This is a genomic window from Vibrio alginolyticus NBRC 15630 = ATCC 17749, from assembly GCF_000354175.2.
Lineage (GTDB): Bacteria > Pseudomonadota > Gammaproteobacteria > Enterobacterales > Vibrionaceae > Vibrio > Vibrio alginolyticus.
This window is the reverse complement of the sequence record NC_022359.1, coordinates 1,717,272-1,743,425: the sequence shown is the minus strand read 5'-3', so window position 1 is coordinate 1,743,425 and position 26,154 is coordinate 1,717,272. Positions and strand designations below refer to the sequence as shown.

26 protein-coding genes are annotated in these 26,154 nt (G+C 42.9%); 14 read left to right on the top strand and 12 right to left on the bottom strand.

What is annotated here, in order from left to right; genetic code table 11:
* Nucleotides 1–129 precede the first annotated feature (129 nt).
* Both tnpA and N646_RS22975 read left to right on the top strand, forming a co-directional pair.
* On the top strand, nucleotides 130–564 hold the full coding sequence (gene tnpA / locus N646_RS22980; RefSeq protein ID WP_017633711.1) for an IS200/IS605 family transposase: 435 nt from the start codon (nucleotides 130–132) through the stop codon (nucleotides 562–564).
* Between the two features lie 159 nt (nucleotides 565–723).
* Nucleotides 724–1,089, top strand: coding sequence for a winged helix-turn-helix transcriptional regulator (locus N646_RS22975; protein WP_017821620.1), 366 nt, complete (start codon nucleotides 724–726; stop codon nucleotides 1,087–1,089).
* A 195-nt stretch (nucleotides 1,090–1,284) separates the two neighbouring features.
* Here the strand turns inward: N646_RS22975 and N646_RS22970 are convergent, their stop codons facing one another.
* Both N646_RS22970 and N646_RS22965 read right to left on the bottom strand, forming a co-directional pair.
* Entirely contained in the window at nucleotides 1,285–1,968 is a 684-nt protein-coding gene (locus N646_RS22970) for a hypothetical protein (RefSeq protein ID WP_017821619.1), read from the bottom strand.
* A gap of 512 nt (nucleotides 1,969–2,480) precedes the next feature.
* The gene (locus N646_RS22965) at nucleotides 2,481–3,020 is read right to left on the bottom strand and encodes a redoxin domain-containing protein (RefSeq protein ID WP_005385152.1); all 540 of its coding nucleotides are present in this window, start codon (nucleotides 3,018–3,020) and stop codon (nucleotides 2,481–2,483) included.
* Between the two features lie 565 nt (nucleotides 3,021–3,585).
* Between N646_RS22965 and N646_RS22960 the strand changes: the two genes are divergently transcribed.
* Nucleotides 3,586–5,343, top strand: a complete 1,758-nt coding sequence (locus N646_RS22960; RefSeq protein ID WP_017821618.1) for an SgrR family transcriptional regulator — start codon at nucleotides 3,586–3,588, stop codon at nucleotides 5,341–5,343.
* Nucleotides 5,344–5,352: 9 nt separating this feature from the next.
* On the opposite strand, the gene N646_RS22955 is transcribed toward N646_RS22960, so the two are convergent.
* Nucleotides 5,353–6,228: a LysR family transcriptional regulator gene (locus N646_RS22955; protein WP_017821617.1), complete on the bottom strand. Its 876-nt coding sequence runs from the start codon at nucleotides 6,226–6,228 to the stop codon at nucleotides 5,353–5,355.
* Nucleotides 6,229–6,356: 128 nt separating this feature from the next.
* Here N646_RS22955 and N646_RS22950 point away from each other — a divergent pair, with 128 nt between their 5' ends.
* From N646_RS22950 to N646_RS22940, 3 genes are all read left to right on the top strand, one after another.
* Nucleotides 6,357–7,325: an aldo/keto reductase gene (locus tag N646_RS22950; RefSeq protein ID WP_017821616.1), complete on the top strand. Its 969-nt coding sequence runs from the start codon at nucleotides 6,357–6,359 to the stop codon at nucleotides 7,323–7,325.
* Between the two features lie 9 nt (nucleotides 7,326–7,334).
* Complete coding sequence (locus tag N646_RS22945) at nucleotides 7,335–7,721, top strand: GlcG/HbpS family heme-binding protein (RefSeq protein WP_017821615.1); 387 nt, start codon at nucleotides 7,335–7,337, stop codon at nucleotides 7,719–7,721.
* A 167-nt stretch (nucleotides 7,722–7,888) separates the two neighbouring features.
* Nucleotides 7,889–8,269 carry a hypothetical protein gene (locus N646_RS22940; protein WP_005375467.1) on the top strand — a complete coding sequence of 127 codons (381 nt, stop codon included), beginning with the start codon at nucleotides 7,889–7,891 and terminating at the stop codon, nucleotides 8,267–8,269.
* A 110-nt stretch (nucleotides 8,270–8,379) separates the two neighbouring features.
* Here N646_RS22940 and N646_RS22935 read toward each other — a convergent pair whose 3' ends face one another.
* A complete protein-coding gene (locus N646_RS22935) occupies nucleotides 8,380–8,712 on the bottom strand; it encodes a helix-turn-helix transcriptional regulator (protein ID WP_005375470.1) in 333 nt (110 codons plus the stop codon).
* Nucleotides 8,713–8,853: 141 nt separating this feature from the next.
* Here N646_RS22935 and N646_RS22930 point away from each other — a divergent pair, with 141 nt between their 5' ends.
* From N646_RS22930 to N646_RS25045, 3 genes are all read left to right on the top strand, one after another.
* The gene (locus tag N646_RS22930) at nucleotides 8,854–9,165 is read left to right on the top strand and encodes a hypothetical protein (protein WP_005375472.1); all 312 of its coding nucleotides are present in this window, start codon (nucleotides 8,854–8,856) and stop codon (nucleotides 9,163–9,165) included.
* Between the two features lie 723 nt (nucleotides 9,166–9,888).
* Nucleotides 9,889–11,046 carry an amino acid permease gene (locus N646_RS22925; RefSeq protein WP_017821614.1) on the top strand — a complete coding sequence of 386 codons (1,158 nt, stop codon included), beginning with the start codon at nucleotides 9,889–9,891 and terminating at the stop codon, nucleotides 11,044–11,046.
* 232 nt (nucleotides 11,047–11,278) lie between these two features.
* Entirely contained in the window at nucleotides 11,279–11,626 is a 348-nt protein-coding gene (locus N646_RS25045) for a hypothetical protein (RefSeq protein ID WP_017821612.1), read from the top strand.
* A 144-nt stretch (nucleotides 11,627–11,770) separates the two neighbouring features.
* Here N646_RS25045 and N646_RS22915 read toward each other — a convergent pair whose 3' ends face one another.
* The 4 genes from N646_RS22915 to N646_RS22900 all read right to left on the bottom strand — a co-directional run bounded on the left by N646_RS22915 (nucleotide 11,771) and on the right by N646_RS22900 (nucleotide 17,125).
* A complete protein-coding gene (locus tag N646_RS22915) occupies nucleotides 11,771–13,642 on the bottom strand; it encodes a methyl-accepting chemotaxis protein (protein ID WP_017821611.1) in 1,872 nt (623 codons plus the stop codon).
* 436 nt (nucleotides 13,643–14,078) lie between these two features.
* On the bottom strand, nucleotides 14,079–15,443 hold the full coding sequence (locus tag N646_RS22910; RefSeq protein ID WP_017635848.1) for a YjiH family protein: 1,365 nt from the start codon (nucleotides 15,441–15,443) through the stop codon (nucleotides 14,079–14,081).
* A gap of 455 nt (nucleotides 15,444–15,898) precedes the next feature.
* Nucleotides 15,899–16,570: a YoaK family protein gene (locus tag N646_RS22905; protein ID WP_005375484.1), complete on the bottom strand. Its 672-nt coding sequence runs from the start codon at nucleotides 16,568–16,570 to the stop codon at nucleotides 15,899–15,901.
* Between the two features lie 153 nt (nucleotides 16,571–16,723).
* A complete protein-coding gene (locus N646_RS22900; RefSeq protein ID WP_017821610.1) occupies nucleotides 16,724–17,125 on the bottom strand; it encodes a GFA family protein in 402 nt (133 codons plus the stop codon).
* A gap of 200 nt (nucleotides 17,126–17,325) precedes the next feature.
* Between N646_RS22900 and N646_RS22895 the strand changes: the two genes are divergently transcribed.
* Nucleotides 17,326–17,955 carry a hypothetical protein gene (locus tag N646_RS22895; RefSeq protein ID WP_017821609.1) on the top strand — a complete coding sequence of 210 codons (630 nt, stop codon included), beginning with the start codon at nucleotides 17,326–17,328 and terminating at the stop codon, nucleotides 17,953–17,955.
* Nucleotides 17,956–18,079: 124 nt separating this feature from the next.
* Nucleotides 18,080–19,363 carry a peptidoglycan DD-metalloendopeptidase family protein gene (locus tag N646_RS22890; protein ID WP_017821608.1) on the top strand — a complete coding sequence of 428 codons (1,284 nt, stop codon included), beginning with the start codon at nucleotides 18,080–18,082 and terminating at the stop codon, nucleotides 19,361–19,363.
* A gap of 106 nt (nucleotides 19,364–19,469) precedes the next feature.
* Here N646_RS22890 and N646_RS22885 read toward each other — a convergent pair whose 3' ends face one another.
* Complete coding sequence (locus N646_RS22885) at nucleotides 19,470–21,290, bottom strand: putative bifunctional diguanylate cyclase/phosphodiesterase (RefSeq protein ID WP_005375494.1); 1,821 nt, start codon at nucleotides 21,288–21,290, stop codon at nucleotides 19,470–19,472.
* A gap of 183 nt (nucleotides 21,291–21,473) precedes the next feature.
* A complete protein-coding gene (locus N646_RS22880; protein WP_017635852.1) occupies nucleotides 21,474–22,361 on the bottom strand; it encodes a LysR family transcriptional regulator in 888 nt (295 codons plus the stop codon).
* Nucleotides 22,362–22,466: 105 nt separating this feature from the next.
* Here N646_RS22880 and N646_RS22875 point away from each other — a divergent pair, with 105 nt between their 5' ends.
* The 3 genes from N646_RS22875 to N646_RS25070 all read left to right on the top strand — a co-directional run bounded on the left by N646_RS22875 (nucleotide 22,467) and on the right by N646_RS25070 (nucleotide 24,452).
* On the top strand, nucleotides 22,467–23,660 hold the full coding sequence (locus N646_RS22875; protein ID WP_017821607.1) for a multidrug effflux MFS transporter: 1,194 nt from the start codon (nucleotides 22,467–22,469) through the stop codon (nucleotides 23,658–23,660).
* A 176-nt stretch (nucleotides 23,661–23,836) separates the two neighbouring features.
* On the top strand, nucleotides 23,837–24,184 hold the full coding sequence (locus N646_RS22870; RefSeq protein ID WP_017821606.1) for a hypothetical protein: 348 nt from the start codon (nucleotides 23,837–23,839) through the stop codon (nucleotides 24,182–24,184).
* A 133-nt stretch (nucleotides 24,185–24,317) separates the two neighbouring features.
* Nucleotides 24,318–24,452 (top strand): hypothetical protein, encoded by a 135-nt coding sequence (locus N646_RS25070; RefSeq protein WP_017635854.1) that lies wholly within the window; start codon nucleotides 24,318–24,320, stop codon nucleotides 24,450–24,452.
* 127 nt (nucleotides 24,453–24,579) lie between these two features.
* Here the strand turns inward: N646_RS25070 and N646_RS22865 are convergent, their stop codons facing one another.
* Both N646_RS22865 and N646_RS22860 read right to left on the bottom strand, forming a co-directional pair.
* A complete protein-coding gene (locus N646_RS22865) occupies nucleotides 24,580–25,194 on the bottom strand; it encodes a glutaredoxin domain-containing protein (protein ID WP_005385185.1) in 615 nt (204 codons plus the stop codon).
* Between the two features lie 43 nt (nucleotides 25,195–25,237).
* Complete coding sequence (locus N646_RS22860) at nucleotides 25,238–26,095, bottom strand: DMT family transporter (RefSeq protein ID WP_005375542.1); 858 nt, start codon at nucleotides 26,093–26,095, stop codon at nucleotides 25,238–25,240.
* Nucleotides 26,096–26,154 lie beyond the last annotated feature (59 nt).

Here is a 26,154-nt window from a genome sequence, read left to right as displayed (position 1 = left end):
TCCATTTTTATTTTCAGCCCTAAACCACCTACTTCAGTAGGTGGTTATCATCCGTTTCGGCTTTGCCTGTAAAACTACTCATGCTAAATGCGTCTTTGATTTTTCCAGAAGTCAAAGAGGACAAATAACATGAGTAGATACAATCAAGCTTCCCACGTATTTTGGCGTTGTCAATACCATATAGTGTGGACGCCAAAGTATCGATTTAGGATCTTGAAGAACAATATAGGTAAAGAAGTTTATCGATGTATTTATGTTTACTGTAATCAACTTGGATGTGAAGTCGTAGAGCTAAACGTACAAGTTGACCACGTACATTTAGTTGTAAAGGTCCCACCAAAGCTTTCGATATCCAAGTTGATGGGGGTATTGAAAGGCAAAATAGCCTTAAAGCTATTTAGCAAGTTTCCTCACCTTAGGAAGAACAGGCTTTGGGGTAATCACTTTTGGCAAAGAGGCTATTTTGTCGATAGTGTTGGAATCAATGAAGAAATAATACGCCGATATGTAAGACATCAAGAGAAGCAAGAGCGAGTAGAGCAGCAGCAATTGGCGCTGGACTAAACAAAGGCCCCCTTTTAGGGGGCTCACACAAAGCCACCTTCTTTAGAAGGTGGTAATTTACTTGTTTGCGGCGAGGTGACGTTTTTATTACTCTAAAGCACTAAATGTATCTAGCTTACTTTTCGTTACCTAGATTAGGTGCGTATCTTGAGGTGTATTGTGGAAAGCAGAATCAGTGTAGATAGCAAAGGTCGTAAGTCAGTGGCGAACGTATGTGCGGAGCCATGTGCTATCGAGAAAGGGATGCGTCTAATTGGTGGTAAATGGAAAGGCTCTTTGATTTTTCATTTGAAAGACGGCCCAGTTCGTTTCAATGACTTAGCACGCATGCTAGGCGGCGCAAGCAAAAAGATGATCGACCAGCGCCTCAAAGAGCTAGAAGCGGAAGGTATGGTGGTACGCAAAGTGATCAGCGATCGCCCAATTGCAGTCAGCTATGAGCTAACAGAGTTCGGCCGTACCGCACTTAAGATTCTTGATGATTTGCGAATTTGGTCTGAAAAGCATCAAATTGAGCTTCGTTAAGACCAAAGTAGTTAATCGCAAACGTCACTCTCTTTTGAAAGCTGATTAACAATACATCGCCGTTTATACCCAAGTAACTTAGATGTGCTTTATTCAAATCGTAATTTGTTTCGTAAAACAACGTACTCTTTCTAGTCAGGCATATCGAAGCTACTTGAGCATAATCGTACTTTTTAACTTTTTGATTTTTAGTTATTATTTTATCATGCTTAATAAGTTGTAGAATAAATCACTCACTTCAGTTGAATTTAAAAAAGCACTATTTAATTCCAGTTTCTTTTCAAAATCGGAATATTTATCGAATTCCTCTTTCTCAACTAAACCTATTGGTGAGTTGTCGTTAACGTGGCTTTCATATTTTTTGATGGTATATAATTTAGACTTTTCGTCAAAATATTGAATTATCTTAATGTTAACGTCAGGTCTCTCCGTATTATACGTGATCGTAATTTTTTCATAATCTTTATTAATCGGAGTCGTAAGCCCTGTAGGGTAGATGATTTTAAACCTATTAATGTCATTCTTCTTCGTGCTTTTATAATGTTTTGAGTATGAAAAGTTTTCAATTGCACTTTTAGTGACGATAATTGACTCACCTTTCTTTAAACCGTATTCGGTACATTCATAATCGTCGACAACCGTAGAATTTCTTTTCTTTTCAATCAGGTAGGACATAGTTGCAGATGTCCCTCCGTGTTCCAGTTTTTGTTGGTTTACAGAACAATAGAAATGACCTTTGTCCACCGTCATTGCGTTGACTTGTTCCGGATTTGAAATGGTGGGATGTATATCTTTTGCTGGATCGTTGTCGCTTCCTCCTGAACCGCATCCAACTAATCCGATACAAACGGCCATATAAAGCAAAGAGATTTTATTCATACTGTATTTCTCAATTAAGATGTGTGATTGCAAATAACGATTAATTACATTTTTATAAAGTGAAATGTTTTTTATTTTAATTGAACGGTGTTTTATTGGTAATTTAATCGTTTGCTTTTATTTTGTCTCTTACGGTATCTATGTTTTCATTTATGGTATGAATTATTAGATTTGCACAATTGTGAGTTGCAATAGGATAATAATCGCTAGCCAACTACTTGTGTAGGTACCGTTATGATTTATATATCCGTTAAGTCTAAGTTTTTAGTCTTAATTTCATGTATTTATCGCGAAAGTGACTTAGAAGTAAATAACTAACGTTGTTTGAGGGGAGCCTGGGCTTCACTGATCTTGTTTTTCATCAAGGCGTTGTATAATGAACAAGGACTCTATTTCCAACTTGTTGATACATATCAGATCTCACGGATCTGATATGCATTCCAAGTTATTCTCACTAAGGCAAGAATCTTAGCTTATTTAAGGATAGAAAGTTTACTTGGGTGTAGAAGATATTAGTAATCCAATGTGCCACGGATAGGGTAGTTATTGTTTGGATCGCGAATCCATGCCAATCCGCGTGATAGCGCGCCAAGCTCAGGGCGAACAAACGGGTTGTTTGAAATATCCACCACGTGTAAGTCGCCGTGTTCATTCACCACAAACAGACCTGGTTCTGCGAAATTATGATCGGTTTCCTGTTCAGATCGAGGAATAGATACATACAAGCCTAGCGTTTTCATTTGTTCTTCGGTCAGGCCGTAAGCGATAGGGAAGCTGATTTCGAGTTTCTCTAGATGCCCCTCTAGCTGTGCTTTTGAATCGCCAGAAACGGCAAGAATATCGACGCCAGCATCAGCGAAAGCCTGTTTGTAACTCTCAAGCTCGTTGAGGTACTTAGTACAAAGAGGGCAGTGTTTACCACGATAAACGAATACTGCTTGCCAAGTCGCATCACCTTGCGGCTGACCCAACGTTACGCTTGAACCATCTAGCAAAGTGGCTTGAAGATGAGGGAAGCTGTCGCCCGCTTTAAGTTTCACTGAAGTTGCCATATTGACTCCCGAATTGGTGGTGTATATCCATGAATGCCCCTTTCTCAACAAAGCGATTGGGGGATGAGACTTCAATGTAGACTCTGTTTTGCTGTGTTTCAACTAGTTAACTTTTAGTAACCTGCAATAAGGTAGTAGAGTGCAAAAGATGAAAAAGCAGAACTTAAGATACAACGAAGTGGGGGTGTAGTATCAGGAGCTAAGTTCTGCTTGAGGTTAGGCTATGACCACTGGAACATATCGTTAAGATAAACCAGAGTCATCACTTCTATTTTATTACTCGATTGAGCTAGGCGTTGCTGAAAAAAGTACGCCATCATTGGCTTCTTCATTTCTTCCTCCTTTACGCTGACGAGTAAATTATGTGTATAAAAGGGGATATAAAAAAGAGAGTGCTTTTGTTGGCTTTTTTCCTAATAACGTAAATATATGGGGCTTTAAAGCCGAATTTGGAGGTTAATTGTGGAAAAGGGGAACAGATAATTAGGAAGTTTTCTTATTTTATTACCGCCAACTTAAGTAAACTATTCCTATCCACAAACTTCACAGATCTAAGGTTGATTCAGTGTCTGATCTCAATTTGTTTCGCTATTACCAACGATTACTCTCGTTTAGCGTTGGTGATGAAACAAAAACCACGTTACAGGACATTGCCGACATCATGTTCACTTCTTCTCGGCATGCTCGTAGCCTGCTAACGCAGATGCAGCAGAAGGCGTGGTTGAGCTGGCACCCGAAAGCTGGGCGGAACCAACGATCGACTCTTATTCTGAATATGGAGTTAGACGTTTTAAAAGAGAGCTTGGCTCTTGAACGTATCAAGTTAGGCAAGTATGAAAAAGCACTGGCGATATTAGATGAAGACGAAATGGCATTTGGCCGTTTGTTAAAAACAACGTCTGGTGCTTCTGTTCAAGAAGGACAGCTCAATATTCAATTAACCTATAAGCGAATGTTTGAGCGCGTCGTTCCACATCAACTTCAGCGTAGCAGCGAACGTTTCTTATTAAGGCAAATCTATTGTTGCTTAGTTTCGAGTGATCACAATGGGAAAGTGCAACCAGAACTCGCACATCACTGGCGTTATGACGAAGACACCTACGAATGGACTTTCTACCTTCGTCCAGGTCTGACTTTTCATAATGGTAATTCCATTGATGCAGAAACAGTGGTTAGCTTGTTTGCAAAATTGAGTTCACTACAGTATTACGAAAAAGAATTGGCACATGTCGCTAACATCACTGCGCCAACGCCATTGAAAGTTGTTTTTAAGCTTAATCGAGCTGACTTGGGCTTTGCTGGACTTATTTCTGGGGTGAAATACGGCATTCAACCAGTAAGCCAAGTTAACGTAGCGAATAACAAGCTGGTGGTCGGAAGTGGCCCATTCTCTGTTGTCGAGCACAATGAAAGTCGTTTAAAACTGCAAGCATTTAATGGTTACTACGCATGTAGAGTTCTAACGGATTTGGTGACTATCTGGATTGTTAATGACGAGCAAATGGAGAACCCGTCATTGGCAGCAAATACGTTGCAAAGGGATGCTTCGCCCGAGGAGGATTTGTGTGGACACTATATGTCGACGCAAAACCGAGAAAACTCATCGGCGAGCAAGCGTAGCCGAATAGAAGATGGTTGCTTATTCACCTTATTTAATCAGCACGCTAAGCACAAACTCTCTTTAGCGCAGCGCCGTTATATTAGTGAGCTAATTCAACCTGAGCACTTGGCCGAAGTGATGCGCCGCGAGAATATTGTGTTTGGGAGTATACCCGCTTATAACCTGCTACCAGGTTGGAAGCCAGTGCTCCGTCCGTTCAGTGAGCCGCTTAAGTTACCTAAACACATTACGATAGCAGGATATAACTATACCGCATTGCGTCGCTGTGCGCGGGCTATTTCTAATCGTTTGGCGAGTGTTGGCAGTAAAGTAGAAATTGTTATGTATTCCTACCGTGAGCTGAACGAGAAGGCTAAGAACGGTGAGCTAAATGAGACAATGGTCGTAACGAACATAAACCTAGATGATAATCGTCATGCCTCAGCGTTCACGAACTTCTTCAGCAACGCTGTGCTATTCCACACTTTGGGAGAAAAGAACGCACAATGGTTAGATGAACAACTACAGAGAGTCAGATCTTTCGTTCCACTTGAGGAGTACCTTAATGCATTGGAGCCAATTGCATCGACGTTGATCAGCGAGTATTGGATTGCACCTATGTTCCACCATACACAAACTTTGCGCTTCCAAGGTGTGTTAGAAGACGTCGCTTTAACTAACTGGGGTTGGCCAGATATTCGCTCGGTGTGGTCAGCGGATTAACTGCCTTAGTTATTTAGCAAAGTGCTGCTTCACGAATTCAATGAAGGCTTTGGTTTTCGCCGATTGATAGATAAGTTGCGGATACACCAAGTACACTGCGTTGTGCTGGTGGTCCGTTTCTTCCGATAGAACCTGCACTAGTCGGCCATTATCAACGTCTTGCTCGACAAAGTAACTTGCTAATCGAGCGATGCCATTGCCGGACAGGGCCGATTCTTTGAGTAGGCGGTTTTCATTGCTTGAAAGCCAACCTTGGGTTTGAACCGTTCCCGTTTTTAAAGGCCATTCTTTTTGATGCAACGTGGTTAAGCATTGATGGCTTTTTAAATCACCTAATGTCTCCGGCGTGCCTTGTTCTTGCAGATACTCAGTAGAGGCAACCAGCCAGTGGTAGTAGTCCAAAAGGTGATGAGCAATCATATTCTCTGGCGGCGTTCTTGTCGCTCGAAACGCAAAGTCGACGCTGGTTTCCGTCAGATTAAACGCTTGATAGCTAGAAAGGATATCGAACTCTACGTTTGGATGTAGAGCGCGAAACGCCACACATAAATCATGCAGTACCGCTTCAGCAAACATCTTGGGAGCGGTAAGCCGAATCAGGCCGTCTATTTGCTCAGATTGCTGACTTAAACTCTTTTCCATTTCCATTACGCGTCGTTTGAGATCTTCCGCTTGCGCAAAGATCGATTCACCTTCTGCCGTCAATCTCACGCTGCGTGTAGTTCGAACAATCAAAGGCGTAGCGAGTTCCGATTCCAATCGCTTGACTTGTTCTGACAGGTAACTTTTAGAAATGCCAAGTTGCTCCGCTGCCCTAGAAAAGTTGAGTGTTTGAGCCACTTCGGCAAACAGCATCAGTTTTTCAATTCTTTTGTAATCTGTCATCTCGATTGTTCGCTAACGAGGATAATGAATTCGATTTTACGGTATTAAACTAATTTTTACGAACGGTAAGATGGTTCGAGTTAATTTCAGAAATTGAAAATGCAGAAATCGGAAAAGTGAGAACAACGATGAACAACCCAACACTACCGCTCGCCAAAACCTTACCTAACGTTAGCCGCTTGGTCTTCGGCTGCATGGGGCTTGGAGGGGAGTGGAATCGCAACCCATTAACCGCCCAAGATGAAAACCAAGCTTATGCCGCTGTAGAGGCAGCATTAGAGGTAGGCATTAATCTCTTTGATCATGCGGATATCTACAAATTCGGTAAGGCAGAAGAAGTATTTGGGCGCATCTTAGCCAATGACTCAACGTTACGAGAACGAATTTATCTGCAATCCAAGTGCAGCATCCGTCTAGGAGATGAGCAAGGTGTGAAGCAGTATGACTTCTCTGCTAAATGGGTGACGGCTTCTGTTGAGAGCATTCTTGAACGCCTTGGCGTGGAAAACCTTGATGTTTTGATGCTGCATCGCCCGGATCCTTTGGTTGAATTTGAAGAACTGGGCACAGCGCTCCAAGCACTGAAACAAGCTGGCAAAGTTAACCACTTTGGTGTCTCTAACATGAACAGTGCTCAAATTGATCTTCTCCAACAAGCTACGGGTGAAGTTATCGTGGCGAACCAGTTGGAAATGAGTCTGGCTAAGTCTGACTTCATCAAGCAAGGCATGGGGCTTCCTTCGTCGGCATCTGATTACGTTGCAGGAACACTGGAACATGCCCGTAAGCACAATATCCAACTGCAAGCGTGGGGCAGTATGGCGCAAGGAAGATTCTCAGAGCGTGGCTTACATTCTGATGATCACAACACCAGACAGACGGCGGAGATGGTGATGGCGCTGGCAGCTGAATATGGCGTGTCGTCTGAGGCGATTGTTTTAGCCTTCCTGACGCGTCATCCAAACCAAATTCAGCCTGTTATTGGTACTGCAAACCCACAACGTATTCGCGCTTGTGCTCAAGTGGAAAACGTCACGCTGTCGCGCAGCCATTGGTATGGCTTGCTCGAGAAAACCCTTGGTCATGAGATCCCGTAGGAGAGAAAAATGAAATACGTACAAGTTCAAACTCTGATTCAAACGGCATTGGAAATTGCGACTGCTCGCAAGCAAAACATTGCGGTTGCCGTGGTTGATACACATGGAGAATTGCTCGGTTTTGCCCGAATGGATGATGTGAGTCTGCAAGCAGGTTTGTTGGCCCAGAACAAAGCTTACACCTCGGCTAGAGACCGTCAGCCTAGCGGCAATCTGGGTGCTTGGGCTCGTGAGACGGGTAAGCAGTTGAGTTATTGGACTGACCCGAAGATCACAGGCTTTATGGGTGGTGTGCCTATAGAACAAGAGGGGAAAATCGTCGGTGCAATTGGCATTAGCGGTTTGGCTGAGCAAGATGATGAAGCACTTGCGATGGAAGTATTAAACGCGCGTTGAGTATAATGTTTATCAGTAGGTGTGATGCTTTGTCCAGCTTTGTACTCACTGTAGGGACTCAAGTTCACAGGCTTCGTCGAGTCACAATGCTATCTAATAGCCTGAAGTAAGCAGAAGTTGAAATCGCGAACTATGATTAATTTATTTGAAAGCTTTGAGGCCTAAATATGTTTCATAAGGTATTCGTTTCGCTATTTTTTGTTCTCCTCTCAGGCTGTGGTACGAGTGACAGCGCGTTAAAAGAGAGCGGTTATGATGAAGCTTATATCCAAGGCTTTCATGACGGTCGGCATAGTGGTATGCAAGAGGCAGGGAATGATTTTGAACACTATATTAAGGACGAAACAAGGTATCAAACCGACTCAGATTATCGACAAGGCTGGGATGCTGGTGAGGTAGAGGGTAACAAGTTACAAAAGCAGGCGACCGCGATAGGACAAGGCATGATTGATAATTCATATGAAGAACGTGATGTCTTTGATCCTGATAAAGTGGCGAAAGATGCAATAAAAGGCGTTGATACATCGGAATTGAAAAGCCTAGAGTAACGGACTGATATAAAGAATAAAACTCGTCATTTGACGAGTTTTTTTTTGTCTAAACGGTTCATGTTTCAACGCTCAACAGGGCATTCATCGTTTGAGTATGAGTAATGTGGTTAATCACCTTTCTTGTTCTTTTGTTCAAGGATTAACGATAACAGGCGAACGAGCAGGGACTGAGCTTCCGGTGAGAGCAATCGCGCTACGGCCGTTAAGTCATTTGCTGTGACATGCTGAACATCACGTACATCTAAAGCAATATCTAGGTCAGTCAAATGAAGCGAACGCAATATGGCACGATATTGTGAGAGTTTAAGATCGGACTCTCCGCGCTCGATCCTTTGATATGTTTTTACGCTCATTCCAGCGATGTTTGCCATTTGCTCACGGGAGAGGCCATTCGATTTTCGTCTTGCGATCAGTGCTTGAATTATTGGGTCTACCTGCATGTGCTCTCCTGAAAGGACAGTTTTGACCTAAACGGAGCAAGAAGTGGACCAGTTTAACCACCACATATTTACCTGCTTTGCAATCAGTATAAAAATAACTGTCTTATAAAAACGTAAATATTTTAGTCAGTTATTAACTCAATGGAAAAGTATCAATCATACAAATCAATAGAAACGAAAGCTTCTATTCGCAAAATGCAACGCATTTTAGATCATTTATTTAGTGAAATTGATCAGCAACATCGTGAGACTAAAGAGAATGTTGTGACACTGATTCAACAGTCACAACAGCGATTGATGAACTACAAAGAGCTTTACCTTCACAAAGAATCGATAAGTGAAGTAGAGCTGCGGATGGCGCATGAAAATATGAGTGAGACTGAGAAGCAGGTCGCCGATATGGGTATTCCAGTGTTAACTTATATCATTGGCGCGCTAGATAAAGCGTATTAACACAGTCGTAAAGTCGGGCGATACAAGATTTATGCAATTTCGATCAATTGATGACATCTAAAAGAAAGGATGCAAATGCTGGGGAACCACACCCAGCATTCGGACACTCATTTACCTATATTTTCGAACCGTAAATCAGTGTTTAGAGGTATGTGAACCAAACAGTGTCGGTACGCAGCGAATAATAGCGATATTGTCCGATCTAGGCTACGTCCTTGGAATCTAACACCTTCACTTAAACTGTAAATTAATCTGTACACCCAGCCAAATTGAGCCATTGAGCACGTTCTTCCTTCTCTTTAAGCGATAAAAGACTAATTAGTGACGAAAAAAACAACACATCTTAGGTAAAAGATAAGAGTTGTTAAAATATATCGCTATAAGATTGACCTTTTGCTTTTCAATCGTCCTGCTTATGCCTTACAATCTTTTCGAACCAAATCCATTCATAACGAATGGGGTTGATGAATTAAGATGAACAATTTTGCTTCGAACCCAAAGTTGCGCACATTTCATCAACGATGACATCGCCAAAAATGACTCTCAAGTGTTCATGTGCAAATGATTAACCACCTTTTGTTGCATGTTTTCTTAGCCATACAGGGCTCTTGTAACATAGTGCTCTTGTAACCAAATTTTGACTAAGTCGGAGCGTTTTGTTGTGTGCTTTAGATAAAGCACAACTGGCGAGAAATTAACGGATTGAATTTAGAGGTATTAACCGTGAACCTAAAACTTGTCGGCAGCTCCCTGATCGTTGCAGGTACTGCTCTTGGCGCTGGTATGCTTGCTATACCAATGGTGCTTGCTCAATTTGGCCTCCTTTGGGGCACTCTTCTTATGTTGTTCATCTGGGCTGGAACGACTTATGCTGCGCTGCTCCTTCTTGAAGCCAGTTGCAAAGTAGGTGGTGGTGTGAGCATGAATGCAATTGCTCGCGAAACGCTTGGTAAAGGAGGTCAGTTGGTAACCAACAGCTTGCTTTACGCCCTGTTAGTTTGTCTATTAATGGCTTACATCATTGGTGCGGGTGATCTGGTACAAAAAGTAACAGCCTCAATTGGGCTTCCAACATCTACGATCTCAAGCCAAGTCGGTTTTACTCTTTTAGTTGGTATCATTGTTTCGGCAGGTACAGGGGTAGTAGATAAGCTGAATCGCGGTTTGTTCCTAGGCATGATCGTAGCGCTGATCCTGACACTTTTTGCGCTTGCACCAAGCGTCTCGTTTGAAGGACTTGATGAGGTTGTGAGCGACGATAAAATGGCACTTATCAAAACCAGTTCGGTGCTTTTCACCAGTTTCGGTTTTATGGTCGTGATCCCATCGCTTGTAACTTACAACAAAGAAGCGAGTAAAACACAGCTGCGTAATATGATTATCGTGGGCTCAACTATTCCGCTTGTTTGTTACCTATTATGGTTGTTAGCGGTTGTCGGCAACCTACCACCTCATGAGCTTGTTCAATACTCCAACGTAACAGAGTTGATATCGGTACTAGGTCAGCAATACGAGGGCTTAGAGTTCATCCTATCCATGTTTACTGGTTTGGCACTACTAACGTCGTTCTTAGGTGTTGCAATGGCGCTATACGATCAAAATGCAGACCTACTGAAAGCAAGTAAGCCAGTGATTTTTGTTACTACTTTTGTGCTACCACTATTAGGTGCTGTATTTGCGCCAGAACACTTCCTAGCTATTCTCAGCTACGCGGGGATTATTCTCGTGTTTCTCGCGGTCTTTGTCCCATTATCAATGACCATGAAAGTGCGCCAAGTGCCGGTAGAAGATGACAATATTTATGAAGCTGGTGGCGGCGCAATGGGAATGAGCATGATCTTCCTATTCGGCTGTTTCTTGCTGTTTGCCCAAGCAGTATAAAATCACGCTAGCTTATTTAAAAACTGAGCCGCTCGTAGTCAAACGGGCGGCTTTTTTGTATTCATAGCCGAACCCAGGCCACTCAAAGTCATCAGCATTTGTGATGTTTGACGTTTCTCTGATAATCACGGTTAGCGCTGACTTTTTAGTAAAACTCCTTAGCGAAAGGCTGACATGTACAGTGATTCACCCTTCTATTATATCGATGTTGATATGAATAAGAGGCTCTGTTGTGTCAAAGCAATTATCTTTTGCCATGGTTGGCGTTATGTTGTCTTTAGGTGTGTTGAGTACAGAAGCGGTGGCTGACCCGAAGCATAAGCATGGACATCGGTACGATCACCATCATGCACATCACCACCATCATAAACACAAGCGCAAGCACAAGCATAAACATAAACACAAACATCGTGACGTTATTTATGTGGAGACCCGACGACCAAGGCGCAGTTACTATTACCATGACCGAATTCCTCGGAATAGTACCTACATAAAGATTGGAGATTTCACTTATCTAAAAGTGGACGACCGCTATTATCGTCGTTCTAATGATCGCTATATCCATGTCGAGTTCAATTAAACTTGAAAGGACACATAGTCGGCGTTCTTGTAATGTTGAGCTTAATAGCACCAACATGGCACATGTAACATCGACCAATACTAGGGTAGAGGGTTAAAAACAAAAACAGCGAGCCGGTGCTCGCTGTTTTCGCTTAAATGAGTGTTAGACAGTAAATCTATTTAAGATTTGATCTTGTTTATGTACATCTTCTTGTTGCGCCTGCATCGCGTCGTTGGTTCGATTTGCCGATTCGGCGACTTGAGTCGATAGGTCTTTAATATTCACCGTATTGTTGTTGATCTCTTCAGCGACAAGGCTTTGCTCTTCCGCTGCTGAGGCAATTTGCAAGTTCATATCTGAAATACGCTGAATCGCGTCACGAATGCGTTGTAACGCACTATTTGCTAAACCCGCTTTTTCAACGGCCTCTATAGCACTACCTTTGCTTTGATGCATGGCATTTGCCACAGATGAAGCGCCAGATTGTAGTTGCTCAATCATAGTACGAATCTCTGTTGTCGACTCTTGAGTACGTTGTGCCAGTGTACGTACTTCATCTGCAACAACGGCGAAGCCTCGGCCAGATTCTCCCGCACGTGCAGCCTCGATTGCGGCATTCAACGCGAGTAAGTTTGTTTGGTCCGCAATATCGTTGATGACTTTTAGAATCGTTTCGATATTAGCGGTAGCAGATTCCAACACTTGTACTTCTTCGACTGCAAGGTCAATGCTATCGGAAAGCATGTTTATCGTTTGTGTCGATTCACCAACGATAGAAGACCCCTCAACCGTTGCTTGGTCGGCTTCTTTGGCTGCACTTGCCGCACCTTGCGCATTATTAGCAACCTCTGTCGCGGTGACAGACATCTCATGCATCGCGGTAGCAAGTTGTTCTAGCTCTTGCAGCTGAGTGTGAATTGCGCCTGCCGAGTCTTTTGCGCCCTCAGCGGTGATTTGAGTTCCGTTTAAAATTTGATCAGAAATACGTTTCGACTCAATGATTTGCTGTTGTAAGTTCTCCATGAACGTATTGAAGTTTGTGGCAAGCTCAGAAAACTCTTGGTCAGTATCTGTTTCGAGGCGTTGTGTAAGGTCGCCTTTCCCTGATGCTACATCTTTAATCGCATTATTTAGCGTGTCCAAAGGACGCATGAGAGTGCGAATCAACAGAGTTAGGGCGATAATAGATGCAATCACGGCAATGATTGAATAAATAATAGCGTTGTTACGGAGCTCTCCTACGGCAGAATAGGCAACCGCTTCATCGATCACCGAACCTACGTACCAGTTCTCTCCAGGAATGTGAGTCAGGTTAACCATGTAGCGGTTGCCATCAATCTCAACATGTTGTGCTGATTGCGTAAGTTCGATTTGTGGGAGGTAGCTACCGACTTTCTCACCGTTGTATTTACTTTGAGGGTGAGCAATGGTTGTGCCATCAGCGGTGACCAGAAATAAGTAACCAGCATCAAACAGATTCACTTGGTTGACCAGATCTGAAAGGGTAGTTAATTCGAGGTCATAAAACATACCGGCTAAAAACTGGCCATTTTCTTTTACTGGCGTACCAACAGAGATGATAACGTTTTTCGAAGACGCATCGACGTACGGATCGGTTACGACCAAATCGCCTTTGCTCTTAGCTGCAATAAACCAAGGACGCTGACGTGGGTCGTAGTCTGGACCCGCATCCCAGCCGTCGTCATTTTCAATCACAAAGCCATTACTTTCATAACCAAAACCGATGGCAAGGAAGCTGCTTTTTGGCGTGGGTCTTTCAAGTATGTTTTGAACATAGCTATGTGAACTGGGATCAAGCTCAATCACTTCAGTAATGGAGCGAGCGAGATCCTTCTTTGCATTCATTTCTGATTGCACAGTGTTACCAACACTGGTCAATATCTCGTTGACACTTGAGTCGATTTGCTCCTGAGTTTGGGAGCGGATGGTCATAACTTGTTGTGTCGACAATAACGACACGGTAATTAGCAGCAAAAATGAAGAGGCTGTGACAACCTTATGTCTGAATTTCATGAGCTTTCCTCTGATTCTCCCGGTTGGTTCCACTTTGCTTTCGCCTCTTTTAAACCGAGCGAATTGGGCATAAAGAGAAACCTATTGTGTTTGGTTATATTTTTATCGACATCTTTGTCAAAAACATGAACTCATTTGTCGTCTTTTTTAACTAAATTTAAACAAAACGATAGTTTACGTTAAAACTTGTGAGTGTGATCATGTTTGCGAGCTCGATTAATGAAATCGTCATAATGAAAAGAATTGCTTAACAAACAGTGGCATTAACTGGCTTTACAGGTGAGGTGATGAAAATTTTGTTGGTGCTGAAAGGTGTTTTGTTGAAGTTTTGTCTTCGTAAATTATGAGCTTTTTACTAAAAGCCTAATGTGGACGGAGTTTTAGGTATAAAAAAGGCCCCGACGATGCGGAGCCTTTGTTAATTGACGTCTCGATTTTAGAAAATAAGATGAGCAACGCCAGCAATCACAGGTAACGTGATTAACGTACGTAAAATGAAAATTACGAAGAGCTCTACAATGTTTACTGGAATTTTGCTGCCTAATAGTAGGGCACCTACTTCCGACATGTAGATAAGCTGAGTTACTGACATTGCTGCAATAACAAAACGTGTCATTTCGTTATCGATTGAGGCCGCTAAAATTGCTGGAATAAACATATCTGCAAAGCCAACAACGATTGTCTGTGATGCTGCAACAGCTTCAGGGACTTGCAGTAGCTCTAGGTATGGGATAAACGGTTGACCCAGAATTGCAAATACAGGCGTGTATTCTGCAATCACCAATGCGACGGTACCAAGACCCATCACTACAGGTAGTACGCCAAATACCATGTCGACTGCGTTGTGTACGCCTTCTTTAAATACAGACTGAACCGATGTGACTTGACCAGCACGCTTAAGAGCTAGATCCATACCCCAAGAGAATGTGGTGTGGCCTTCTGGCACTGCATCTGCGTCTTTATCTGGGTTGCTGCCGTCAATGTAGCGATCTTTCTTCAGACTAAGCGGAGGCAGGCGAGGAATGATAATCGCAGCTACGATACCAGCTAGACAGATAGCGCCGTAGAAAGGCAAAAATAAGTGCTCTAGTTTTACCTGAGCGATAACAACTAAGCTAAACGTGATCGATACTGCTGAGAAAGTGGTCCCGACAACAGCCGCTTCACGCTGAGTATAGAACTTATTTTCGTATTGCTTGCTGGTTAGCAAGATACCAACACTTCCGTCGCCTAACCAAGATGCCATACAGTCAATTGCACTGCGGCCAGGTAGGTTGAATACCGGACGCATTATTTTACTGAGTAACGCACCAAATAGCTCCAGAAGACCGAAGTTCAAAAGAAGCGGAAGCAGTAAACCCGCGAAAATGAAAACGGCAAACAGAGTAGGTAGGAGACCAGTAAGAACAAGCCCGCCAGTGTTCTCTTCCCAAATTGCTTTTGGACCCACTTGGAAAAACGTCATTAACACGGCAGCGCCGCCGATTAAACGAACAACGAGCCAAAGTGGAGATGGGTTGAAGAGACCGTTTAAAAAACCATTACGTAAAATTGCAGCTGGCTTAAAAATTTTGCAAAGAACAGAAGCAACGGCCATGAAAGCGATGATACTGGTGACGATAGCAATCAAGGTATCGCCTAACACCGCTGGGATGACTTTTGCCATCACTGCAACGGGAATGGTTAGGCCGCCATCGTAAGAGATCGGAGCCATAAAGAGTAGAAGACCAATTAGGGAAGGGATGAAAAACATCCAAAAGTTGCCCTTAGGAGCTTCAGTAGCATTAGTGGTGTTATGCATAGTTGTCTCGTGTTACTACTAGTCAATACTTGCCATTTCCATGACATAAATATTCACTAAACATCCGTATTTAATCACAGTTTTGCGGAGGGTATCCGCAAACTGCATCCATTGCAATACTATTCATTAAATACATCTAGTTATTCAGCCGATTTGTCGGGTAATTGGTCAAATAACGTCTAAGTGTATGCGAATATGTTGCTTGTGTTAGAAAATTGTAGCACGAGAGGCGAATTGCGCAGTGAATTATGGGGCGCATTGTGACTGGAATAATAAAATGGTAAACAAATGTGATTTTGATCTGACTAACTTCTTAGCCAGAAATTCAGTTAGCCTTATCTATTCTAAGGTTTTTAGTGGTGTCAAAATACCGTTCAGCGTTTCTTGTACCGTTGCAGTGTGAACCTATTGAGCCAAATCCGATTGAAGCATGTCGCTTCAATCGGATCGAAATTTTATGCTTTTTGTTGACGGCTAAGTATGTATAGGTAACTCCAGTAAATCAGAGCCGTAGAAAAAGCCAATATTGCTGGGAAAACCAGCGTATATAAACCATATACCGTAAATAGAGCCGCTCCCGCGACGCCGCCAAACAAAAAGCCAAAGAAAATGAATAGGAATAATTTTGCTTTACGTCGGTCAAATTGACGACCTCTCAAGCTCTCTCCAATCATAATCCCTAGATCGGTGATGATTCCGGTCATATGTGTGGTTCTGACTACTGCGCCGCTAAACGTGGTGATCATTGCGTTTTGTAATCCACATGCTGCTGATGCTAGATATTGGCCGTACAAATCCCCTTGCACCAAAAAGCCCAAGCTGAGTAAGAGCAAGCTCCCTTCTATGCACAGTGCAACACCATATCTTCGCCCTAGTTTTAACGCACTGCTTTCAATAAAAAAGCCGCTAAAGGCAGCGCCAATCAAAAAGCTAAATACGATGAAGAGCAGGTGAATGGAGCTATCCACACCTGTTAGCAAGCTGTTCCCTAGCTGAGTTACGGTTCCCGAAAGATGAGTTATCGCTTGGTGTTGAAAGCCGAGAAGACCAACGGCGTTGACGCAGCCCGCGAGAAGAGCTAGTAGAAACGCGCCATATTCCACCCAACGAGGAAGTCTGGAAATCACAATAAACCCCCACCAAATATTAGGAGCCGATTATAACGCTCACACCGAGTTACGAAACCCTTTACAGTAAAACTCGATTGATCATTCTCAAAAAAATCTCACTTATAGGGCGGTTGTCCGAGCCAAAATAAATACGTGAACGCGGATTGCTCGCTAGCAGATGTGTTCCGTTGTGCATTCGAAACTCACCCACCCGTGTTTCATTTGTTCATAGACTGAAACGGTAGGTTGGTGGAACTCTTTATCGGTAAATAGACCGACGGGAATGATCATGATTTCTGGGTATGCAGAAACAAACAACCTCATTGTTGTGCCGCAGGATGGACAAAAGTCATACTGAACCTCACCGCCATCATCGCCAATTCGGGTATAGCTAGTGACTTCACCGTTTAAAGTGACGTGCTCTTTTTCAAAGCGAGCTTGTACCCCAAAAACACTGCCAGTTCGTTTTTGGCACTCGAAGCAATGGCAGACAGACGTATGGGTGGGCTCTCCCTTACAACGGATCTCAACTAAACCGCAGGCGCACTCGCATGTATGAATGGTTTTTGTCATCGTGATTACCTATTTGTCCCAATACACCAATAGACCTAGAGCACAGAGCTTATGTCACTAGCTCGTTATGAGCTCTGGACTTGAAACTATTTGGATACAATCAGTTTAGTTTAATTTTGAAACACTTGAAGAGGTGAAATCATTTGGGTATACAATGGTATACTCGCTTTTCGTTTATACCTTGAAACAAGGAAGTCTTCATGACTCACAAAAAAATCCTGCCGATACCACTTATTCTACTTATTCCAATCGTTTTATTGGTTGTGGTTGTGATCGCGGGTGTTTATCGCTTTAGTTTGTCTGATGACGAGATCATGGCTAAGTTTCCTCAAACAAAAGTAGAAACGAACGTTATTGTGCAAGAGACGCTTGGTATCACTGCACGTAATCCTTGGACGATCCAAGTCCCCGAGCAGGGTGCGGTCACTTTTCTTGATGAGTGGGATAAAGAAAACGGCTATTTGATAGGTGACTATGATGCAGGTGTGACGAAAGGTCAGGTACTTGTTCCAACTGCGTCGATTAGTCAGCGTGAGATTGAAGGTGTTTCATGGGTTGTTGCACCGATGATTGTAACGACACAAGGTAGCGGTTCGTTTAACTATGTTGGCTTGCTCAAGTTTGACCCCTTGCCGAGCCGAGTTGTCCTTTTAGACAGTATTTTTGTTGGTGACCGCGTGAAATTTACTCAGCTCGAATGGAAAAGTGATACAACTATCACGCTTTCATATTTAGCGCACGGTGACGATCAAGCAATGGCAGACACGCCAAATCAATTCAATTCATCCACATTACAGCGTGTAGGGAATAACTTACATATGCAACAGTGATGAATTTTTTTTGAGTTCTGTAAAAATTCAGTATTTTCTGCGCTAGATCTCGAAATTTCCTAGTGATTTCTTATTCGGGAATGCATAAGCTATGAGCCTTGTTTGAAAGGAGATAGTAATTCCCGTGTCTACAAATGAAATTACAAGACGGTTGCCGAATCTGACAAGTCGTAGAGCGCTGCTGTTATACTCCTTGCCAGTTTTAGTTGCGATTGGTGTTTCTCACTCTCTCAAAGAGTCATCTTTAACCAAAACCATCGCATTGAACCTACCTGAATCTCAGGTCGTTGAAAAAATTCTTGATGCGACAACTGCCGAAGTTGTCACTCCCCCGAACTTCGAATATCAAATCCAAACAGGTGACAACCTAAGCACTATTTTTAGTCAGCTCGGTTTCGGTTACAGCTCGTTAATGAAAGTAATGGAAACGGATTTGAACTACTTGGCACTTGATACACTTAAGCCGGGCAATACGCTCCGTTTCTGGCGTGATGATGCAACAGGCGAGTTAGCGAAAATGGAACTGCAATTTTCTATTGCAGATAAAGTGGTCTACAAGCTGAATAGTGATGGTAGCTATGACTTTACTGATATTTCCATTCCTGGCGTGTGGAGCCAAGAACCTTTAGTTGGCGTTATTCAAGGCAGTTTTTCTTCTTCTGCCAGTCGTTTAGGTTTAACGTCGGCGGAAGTGAGTCAAGTCGTAAGCTTACTCAAAGAACAACTTAACTTTGGACGTGATCTTCGTGCAGGTGATCGATTTGAAGTTGTTCGTCGCTCACAAAGCATCAATGGTGTACCAACAGGTAAGAACGAAATTGAGGCGATTAAGATTTATAATCGCGGCCGCGAGATCACCGCTTACCTTCATACTGATGGTCAATTCTACAATGCCAAAGGTGAAAGCTTACAGCGCGCATTCCAGCGTTACCCTGTAAGTAGCCGTTGGCGTATCAGTTCTGGCTTTAATCCTAATCGTTTACATCCAGTAACGGGGCGTGTTGCGCCGCACAACGGCACTGACTTTGCTGTACCAACCGGTACACCAGTCGTTTCTACTGGTGATGGTACAGTGATCATGACTCGTAAACACCCTTATGCGGGTAACTACGTGGTTGTTGAGCACGGCAGCAAATACAAAACCCGTTACTTACACCTAAGTAAGATTTTGGTGAAGAAAGGGCAAAAGGTTTCTCGAGGCCAGCGTATCGGTCTTTCTGGTAAAACAGGTCGAGTGACTGGGCCACACCTTCACTATGAGTTGATTGAATACGGCCGTCCAGTTAACGCTATGCGAGCAAATATCCCAATGGCGAGTTCTGTTCCTAAGAAAGAGATGGCTACTTTTGTCGCGAACAGAGATGAAATGGATAAACTATTACGCGATAAAGAGAAAGCAGTGCTGTAATAAAGTACTTCGCTCAAAAAACAAAAAGAGACTAAGCATAGCTTGGTCTCTTTTACTTTGTGCATTAACTAGATTTGAATTCTAGGACAGCAGTCTGTTCAGTACGTTAGGCACTCCGTACTTCACGTTCATTTATCAGGTGTACGATTTCTTCAACACTGTGTGGACGAGAGTAAAAATAACCTTGGATGTAGTGGCAGCCCATTTCAATTAACTTTTGTAGTGCTCTATCGTCTTCTACGCCTTCGGCAATCAAATCCACATCGAGCAGCTCTGCCAATTGCGCTATCAAAAACACTACTTGTTCAGAGGTTGTATTTGAGAGCATGTTCTGCACAAAGGTAGCATCGATTTTGATGCTATCAATCGGATAATTGTGTATATAGTTCAAGCTTGAGTATCCCGTACCAAAATCATCCAGTGCGACTTTAAAACCCAAGTATCGCAACGAGTTAAGTACCATCTGTTCACGGCCACTTTGTGAGAGTAAGACGGTCTCGGTGAGCTCTATAACAAAGTCTTTTGCTTCGTGCTGATACTTTTCAACCATGTTGGTTAAGTGATTAATATAACGGTTGGAATCAACCAACTCATACGCTGAGCAATTGATGGAGAGTTTGACTTTATAGCCTAGGTTCGCTTCGAGTTCTTGCTTTGCGATACACGCGAGTTCAATAATCCGTTCTCCTAACTCGATAATCAGGCCTGATTGTTCGGCAGCTTCAATGAACTCCGCTGGAGAGATATTTCCATAGATATTGCTATTCCAACGAGTCAAAATTTCAAAGTAATTCCAGCGGTCGCTCGTGATATCGACGATCGGTTGAACCACTACATACAACTCATCGCTGTCTTGTATATCAGTACTTAGCTGGATTCGCATTGCCTCAATAAGCTGCGTCCTACGGTGGTATAACGCACTAAGGTGTGTGTCGTAATGCTGAATCCGTGTATCGCGGTGTTTTTTACAATCTTTGAGAGCGAGACTGGCATTCAAAATCAGCTCATCGCTGTTCAACATATGTACTGGGGCACGCGCAATGCCAATACTAACGGTGAAAGAAATCCGGTTAGATTTGTCGCTGTAGCCACTTTCAATTTTGTCGAGTACTTCCTGACACACGGCTACAGGATCTTCGTCGTACGTGATGAAGGCGAATTCATCTCCTGCGACACGGAACGCATTGTTTGGCGACGACAAACTCTGTTGAATGGCGTTAGCTGTGAACTTAATGATTTGGTCGCCGATATAGTTTCCGTTGATATCATTGATCGATTTGAAATTATCGATATCAAGATACGCCAAACTGAATGGACGAGTCGCTTGCTGCGTTAATGTCTCCAAGGTATCAGCTAAACAGCTACGGTTGAGCAGTCCAGTTAGGTTATCATGCGATACCTCATAGCTAAGCTGATTAAGAAGCTTATCTGAACGTTCACTGACCCACTTTTCACGTAAGCTATGAATAATGACATTGGCATAAAATCGGTGGAAGTCGAGGATATCTTGCGCTTCTTTCGCGTGGATGCTTCGGGTAAAGGTAGACAGTAAAATTCCCAGAACTTCGCCATTTTGTGTCTTCAATGGCAGGCCAATGTAAGCTTGAATGCCATCTTCTTGAAACATCTGATCTTCAGGAAAACGCTTGTATACCTGGTCTTGATAGAAAATATGTTCGCCAATGTCTTTCGCCACTTTTTCACAGGGGGTGCCTGAAAGGTGGTAGCTTAGGTTGTCTGTAATTTTTCCATTGCTGGCGAAGGAAATGGTATGAGCCGAATGCTGAAGATGCGCAACTTCTACAACGCAAGTGCAATGGCTCTGCAAGTGTTGATGAATATCTAACGTGACTCGGTTTAGCTGAGCCGTGCCGTTTAGCTTCAATATCTCATCAATTTTGTGGAAACTGATTTGTACCTGACCCATCGAGCATTTCACCTAGCGTTGTTATTAACATATCGTGTAAGACACGACGAATTATTATTTGATATGCATCAAATAAACTATCGGTTACTAAGGCAGATTTTTCAAATTTTGTGAACGAACAAATCATTATTTTCATGTTTTTATGCTTGAACCTTTTAAAGGTATAGCGATAAAAACGCTAAGCTAGGCGCGCTTCTCCTCTTCTAATCGTGATTTGAGATAATCGAGGAATAGCTTAGTCCGGGTATGCTGATAATCCAGCTTTGGATAGTAGGCATATACAGTGGCTTTATCCGCTGTGATATCGGGCAGGATAGGGACTAACGCGCCGGATTTGAGATCATCTTTGATCATGACGTTGTTCGTCATCAAAATACCCATGCCTCTTTTGGCACCATGAAACAGCGCTTCTGGGTTGGTCGTGGCAAAGTTACCGGACAAGCTGATACGCTTACCTCGATTTGTTTTGATTTCTCGTGAGGGTTTTTCTCCCCAAATCAGGACATTATGCTCTGTCAGATCCTCAACGCATTGCGGTGTTCCATATTTTTTTAGGTAACTAGGCGCGGCGTAAAACTGTGCTTTATGTTCGAAAAGCGCTGTGGCTTTGAAACTTAGAGAGTTCAGTTGCTCTAATTCCCGGCTAATAAACAGGTCTAAGCTTAGCTCTGGCAATTGGCCTGGTAGCGTTGTTGTTAATTGAAGTGTGATGTCTGGATATTTCTCAAGAAAATCATCAAGATAATGAACTAGAAACTTGGATCCAACGGCCAGCGTTGCCCCAATTTTTAATAGCCCTGCTGGTGATTGGTTGACTGAGCGAGTCTCATCTAATACCGATTGCCATGAATCAAGCTGACTTTTTGCTCGTTGATAAAACAGAGCACCAGCTTCAGTTTGGCTAATTGAGCGGGTCGTACGTTTGAGTAGTTGAACGCCAATTTTATCTTCTAGCCATTGAACTCGCTTACTGATAGCTGAGCTGGTGGTATTGAGTTTCCGCGCTGCTGCATTAAAGCTACCTTCTTCGACCACACGAATATAACTCTTCACGCTTTGAATCCAGTCCATTGTATCTCCTTGGGAATTAATTCCTTTCCAACTTAGCTGATTATCATCTTTGAGTATCAAATATACACTGTTTGCCATCAATCTGTCACAAAGTAGGAGGAACGTTTGCGTAAAACACCATTGTTATTAGCGATGATGATCATTGCCACAGGCCAAGTTGGCGTTAGTATTTATCTTCCTTCTTTGCCATTGATTGGTCATGACTTGAATTTGCCGCAACATTCGATTCAGAATCTCGTCACGCTATTTCTCGTTGGCTTCGGTATCTCTCAGCTTTTTTACGGCCCATTGTCTGATGCGATTGGTCGTCGGCCAGTGTTTATTCTGGGGCAAAGTGTATATCTAGTTGGTACGGTTATTTGCATCGCGTTTTCGGACAACATTGTTGCCCTTGAAGCGGGACGGTTACTGCAAGGCCTAGGAGCGGGCAGCGCTTCGGTACTTGGTCGGTCAGTACTGCGTGATAGTTATGACGGTATGCAATTAACCAAAGCGCTATCTTATATTTCAGTCACGGCATCTGTGATGCCAATTATTGCTCCGCTGTTTGGTGGCTGGATCGCTTTTCACCTGAGTTGGCATGCTGTCTTCGTGTTTGTGCTGATTTATTTAATGGCAATTTTTACACTTGGTTTATTGGTGCTGCCAGAAACGCTGCCTTATCCGAAGAGAAAATTTAAAGTAGGCGAAGTAAGCGCGAACTATTTGCGTCTGTTAACGAATACACAAGTGATTGGTAGTGCGAGCTACAACTGGCTTAGTTATTTATCGGCTCTGGTTACGCTCTCCTTGTATCCATTTTTAATGCAACAAGAGTTAGGATTAACGGCGGCAGATTACGGCTCTTTGATGATCATACCATCAGTTGGTTTGCTGACGGGTAGCTTAGTGCTGAATTTGATCAATGCTCGTTACAAAGCTCAGCAAATCTTGCTGATGAGTTTCGCGATTGTTGCTGTTGCTGGCTTCATGTTGTTGGTTACCCCCTTCAGCGTATTTTCATTGCTGACGGCATTCACGTGTTTAAGTTTTGCTCAAGGAATGTCATTCCCGGTATCGATCAGTTTGCTACTTTCACCACATAAGCAACAGGCAGGCGCGGTTTCTGCGCTATCTGGTTCTATTCAAATGTGTTTAGCAGGTTTGTTTGGTGGGTACTTAGTAGACTCATGGGTTACGAATCAGCAGCAGCTTGGGGTGTTTTATTTGTTTATTGCGTTACTTTCTTGCTTTGTTCTTGTACTAAGCCAATTTCGTAAAGTTCCAGAAGGGACGGTTCAAGCAGAAACTTCCATCTGAATATACTTGCAACCAGAAGGTCGGCTTTCTAAAATGCGCAGCTAAATTAAGTCTGGCCTGTTGTGTATACTGAATGACTTGGTTTGAAAGGAAGAGGGCGAACCTTGATACTTCTCTCAAGCTTGGAATACATTTCTGCCCAATGGCTATCCGATCTCTAATCGTTAGGTGAAAGAATGCAACAAAACGAATTTGAAACACTGGTAAAAGAAATTACTCAGCAAGAAAGCATGCCAAAGGCACTTGAAATCTTCAAGGCGTGTGAGGAAGAAGAAGTTGCACAAACGGCGCAATCCCTAACGGGTCAGTTTGGCCTTGCAGAAGTTGATGGTGAGAAACGTATTTACCATATTACCACTCAAGAAGATGAATCCGGAGAAGAGCAAGAATACGTAGAGCACGTCATGAATGAAGGCGATCACTTGATCAAGTTTGCTGCGTGGTTCTTTGAAACATTCTTTGAAATCAAACAGAAAGATACGTACGTCGCAGCGGGTAAAACATACCAACAACCTAAGCGATAGACGCTCATTTCAAGAAATCCACGAAAATCAAACTGAAAGTTAATTACAAAATAAATGTGACTGGAGTCTTGTTTTTATCTAATTGTGGTGTAAAATTACTACATAGTTAAGTCAATACATTCAGGAGAAGGTCATGGGTAACGAACTTGGTGGTGCTTATATTGGCCAGATGATTGCAAAAGACGCGATGCACAAAGCGCTTTACGGTAAAGCGAAGAAGAAAAAAGCTTCTGTTTTTGCTCGTGTTATTAAAAAACTGGCGAAATAATTTAAAAAGCCCTGATTGAAAAATCAGGGCTTTTTGCTTTTCTCTGTTTTGTTGTTAGTAAGTAGCCAACATATTGCACAACATTGGCAAAACGCTACTCAAAGATTGATGACATTTAAATCTAGAATTACGCGGATTGGCTTGGTATCTCCACAACATTGTTAGGCACTTTATCTAGCCCCTTTGCTGATAACCACTTTTCTAAATCGTCAGCGCCTCCAATATATTTTCCATCTAACCAAATTTGCGGCACTGTTACCGGTGTTTTTTCGCCAATGATGGCTTTTACTTCAGGAATCATGCGGTATAAGGCGGCGCTGTCTTTAACTACATCATGGTACTCATACTGAACGCCAGCCTCGTCAAGTAATTGTTTGGCTTTGACACAGTAAGGGCAAGTTGCTTTACCATAAACAATGTTGCCTTTTAGCTCATCGCGTTTTACCCACTCAGCAATAACAGACTGTACAAGCACACCCCGATTCAATGCTTCTCCTTGGCTGATAACTTTCCCTTCGACAAGAAGAATGGGTGCATGCCAAGCACCAGCTTTTAATGGTTCCCACCAGTGCGATAACCAATCTTTTACTTCAAGTTCAACGGGCACATCGGCTAGTTCGTTTTCAAAAGTATCCTTTAAAATATCTTTGGTTAATGTACATTCACCACAAGGAATATTGACTTTGAATGGGCCCCAACTACCAGCCCAGCGATACAGTGTAATTTTGATTGGTTGACTCATATGGGTTCCTCATTTCCTTTCCTGAAAATATAGAACTTTTAAATTAGATTTTTCTTTCAACTAACTTTGTCTTTTTCGCTTCCCAATGCGTAATAAACGCAATAGATGCAATAATAATCGCAGCACCTAACCATAAACGACCAGGTGGCACCCAACCAAACACCAACCAACCAGCAACAACATTCAAAGGCAGTTTGGCGTGATCAAATGGTTGCACAAATGAGGCGTCTGCTACTGCATATGCTTTAACGATAGCCCATTGAGCGAGTGCTGTAAGTGCACCTGCGGCTAAAAGCACACCCCATATCGTCCACGTATCTGGCATAGTAAACGTCGGTATCGCTAACAAGATATTAAATGGTGTTATCAGCAGCAATAAATAGACAACCATGGTTGATGGCGGATCGTTTACCGACATTTTTTTAACCATTAATGAATACGCTGCCCAGAAAAATGCGGCGCCAACAGGGAGCAGGGTCGCCCATGTAAATGAGTCTGCCCAAGGCTCAAGAATGATCATGGCACCAACAAACCCCGTCAATGTCGCTAACCAGCGTGCAGTACCTACTTTCTCTTTGAGTAACAAGCCAGAACCAACTGTGGCAAATAACGGGGAGGTCATGAGAAGTGCAATACCTTGCCAAATTGGAACTGGGTAAGCGAGAGCCCATAACCAAAGTTGAATCCCGATAACAGAGAGAAAAATGCGGAATGCATGCCAGCCAAAGTGTTGGGTTCTTAAAGAACGTCTAATCCCAAGTGTACGTAGGTAGGGCAGAATAACAAATAAGGCGATTGCATATTGGAATAACGCAAATGTGGTGGAAGAGACACCAAAGTTGATGCTAGCAATTTGGGCGAAGCTGTTCACTATGGCGAATGCCAAGCCAGCTGTTAGCATCCAGGACGCACCTTGAACAGGATGATGATTCAATTGAAAAATTCCAGTTTGATAGAGGT

Bases quoted from the DNA above. Each gene is read 5' to 3' on its own strand.
- tnpA (WP_017633711.1), top strand. From the start codon at position 130: ATGAGTAGATACAATCAAGCTTCCCACGTATTTTGGCGTTGTCAATAC.
- N646_RS22970 (WP_017821619.1), bottom strand. From the start codon at position 1,968: ATGAATAAAATCTCTTTGCTTTATATGGCCGTTTGTATCGGATTAGTT.
- N646_RS22965 (WP_005385152.1), bottom strand. From the start codon at position 3,020: ATGGCAACTTCAGTGAAACTTAAAGCGGGCGACAGCTTCCCTCATCTT.
- N646_RS22955 (WP_017821617.1), bottom strand. From the start codon at position 6,228: ATGACAGATTACAAAAGAATTGAAAAACTGATGCTGTTTGCCGAAGTG.
- N646_RS22950 (WP_017821616.1), top strand. From the start codon at position 6,357: ATGAACAACCCAACACTACCGCTCGCCAAAACCTTACCTAACGTTAGC.
- N646_RS22945 (WP_017821615.1), top strand. From the start codon at position 7,335: ATGAAATACGTACAAGTTCAAACTCTGATTCAAACGGCATTGGAAATT.
- N646_RS22940 (WP_005375467.1), top strand. From the start codon at position 7,889: ATGTTTCATAAGGTATTCGTTTCGCTATTTTTTGTTCTCCTCTCAGGC.
- N646_RS22935 (WP_005375470.1), bottom strand. From the start codon at position 8,712: ATGCAGGTAGACCCAATAATTCAAGCACTGATCGCAAGACGAAAATCG.
- N646_RS22930 (WP_005375472.1), top strand. From the start codon at position 8,854: ATGGAAAAGTATCAATCATACAAATCAATAGAAACGAAAGCTTCTATT.
- N646_RS22915 (WP_017821611.1), bottom strand. From the start codon at position 13,642: ATGAAATTCAGACATAAGGTTGTCACAGCCTCTTCATTTTTGCTGCTA.
- N646_RS22910 (WP_017635848.1), bottom strand. From the start codon at position 15,443: ATGCATAACACCACTAATGCTACTGAAGCTCCTAAGGGCAACTTTTGG.
- N646_RS22900 (WP_017821610.1), bottom strand. From the start codon at position 17,125: ATGACAAAAACCATTCATACATGCGAGTGCGCCTGCGGTTTAGTTGAG.
- N646_RS22895 (WP_017821609.1), top strand. From the start codon at position 17,326: ATGACTCACAAAAAAATCCTGCCGATACCACTTATTCTACTTATTCCA.
- N646_RS22885 (WP_005375494.1), bottom strand. From the start codon at position 21,290: ATGGGTCAGGTACAAATCAGTTTCCACAAAATTGATGAGATATTGAAG.
- N646_RS22880 (WP_017635852.1), bottom strand. From the start codon at position 22,361: ATGGACTGGATTCAAAGCGTGAAGAGTTATATTCGTGTGGTCGAAGAA.
- N646_RS22870 (WP_017821606.1), top strand. From the start codon at position 23,837: ATGCAACAAAACGAATTTGAAACACTGGTAAAAGAAATTACTCAGCAA.
- N646_RS25070 (WP_017635854.1), top strand. From the start codon at position 24,318: ATGGGTAACGAACTTGGTGGTGCTTATATTGGCCAGATGATTGCAAAA.
- N646_RS22865 (WP_005385185.1), bottom strand. From the start codon at position 25,194: ATGAGTCAACCAATCAAAATTACACTGTATCGCTGGGCTGGTAGTTGG.
- N646_RS22860 (WP_005375542.1), bottom strand. From the start codon at position 26,095: ATGCTAACAGCTGGCTTGGCATTCGCCATAGTGAACAGCTTCGCCCAA.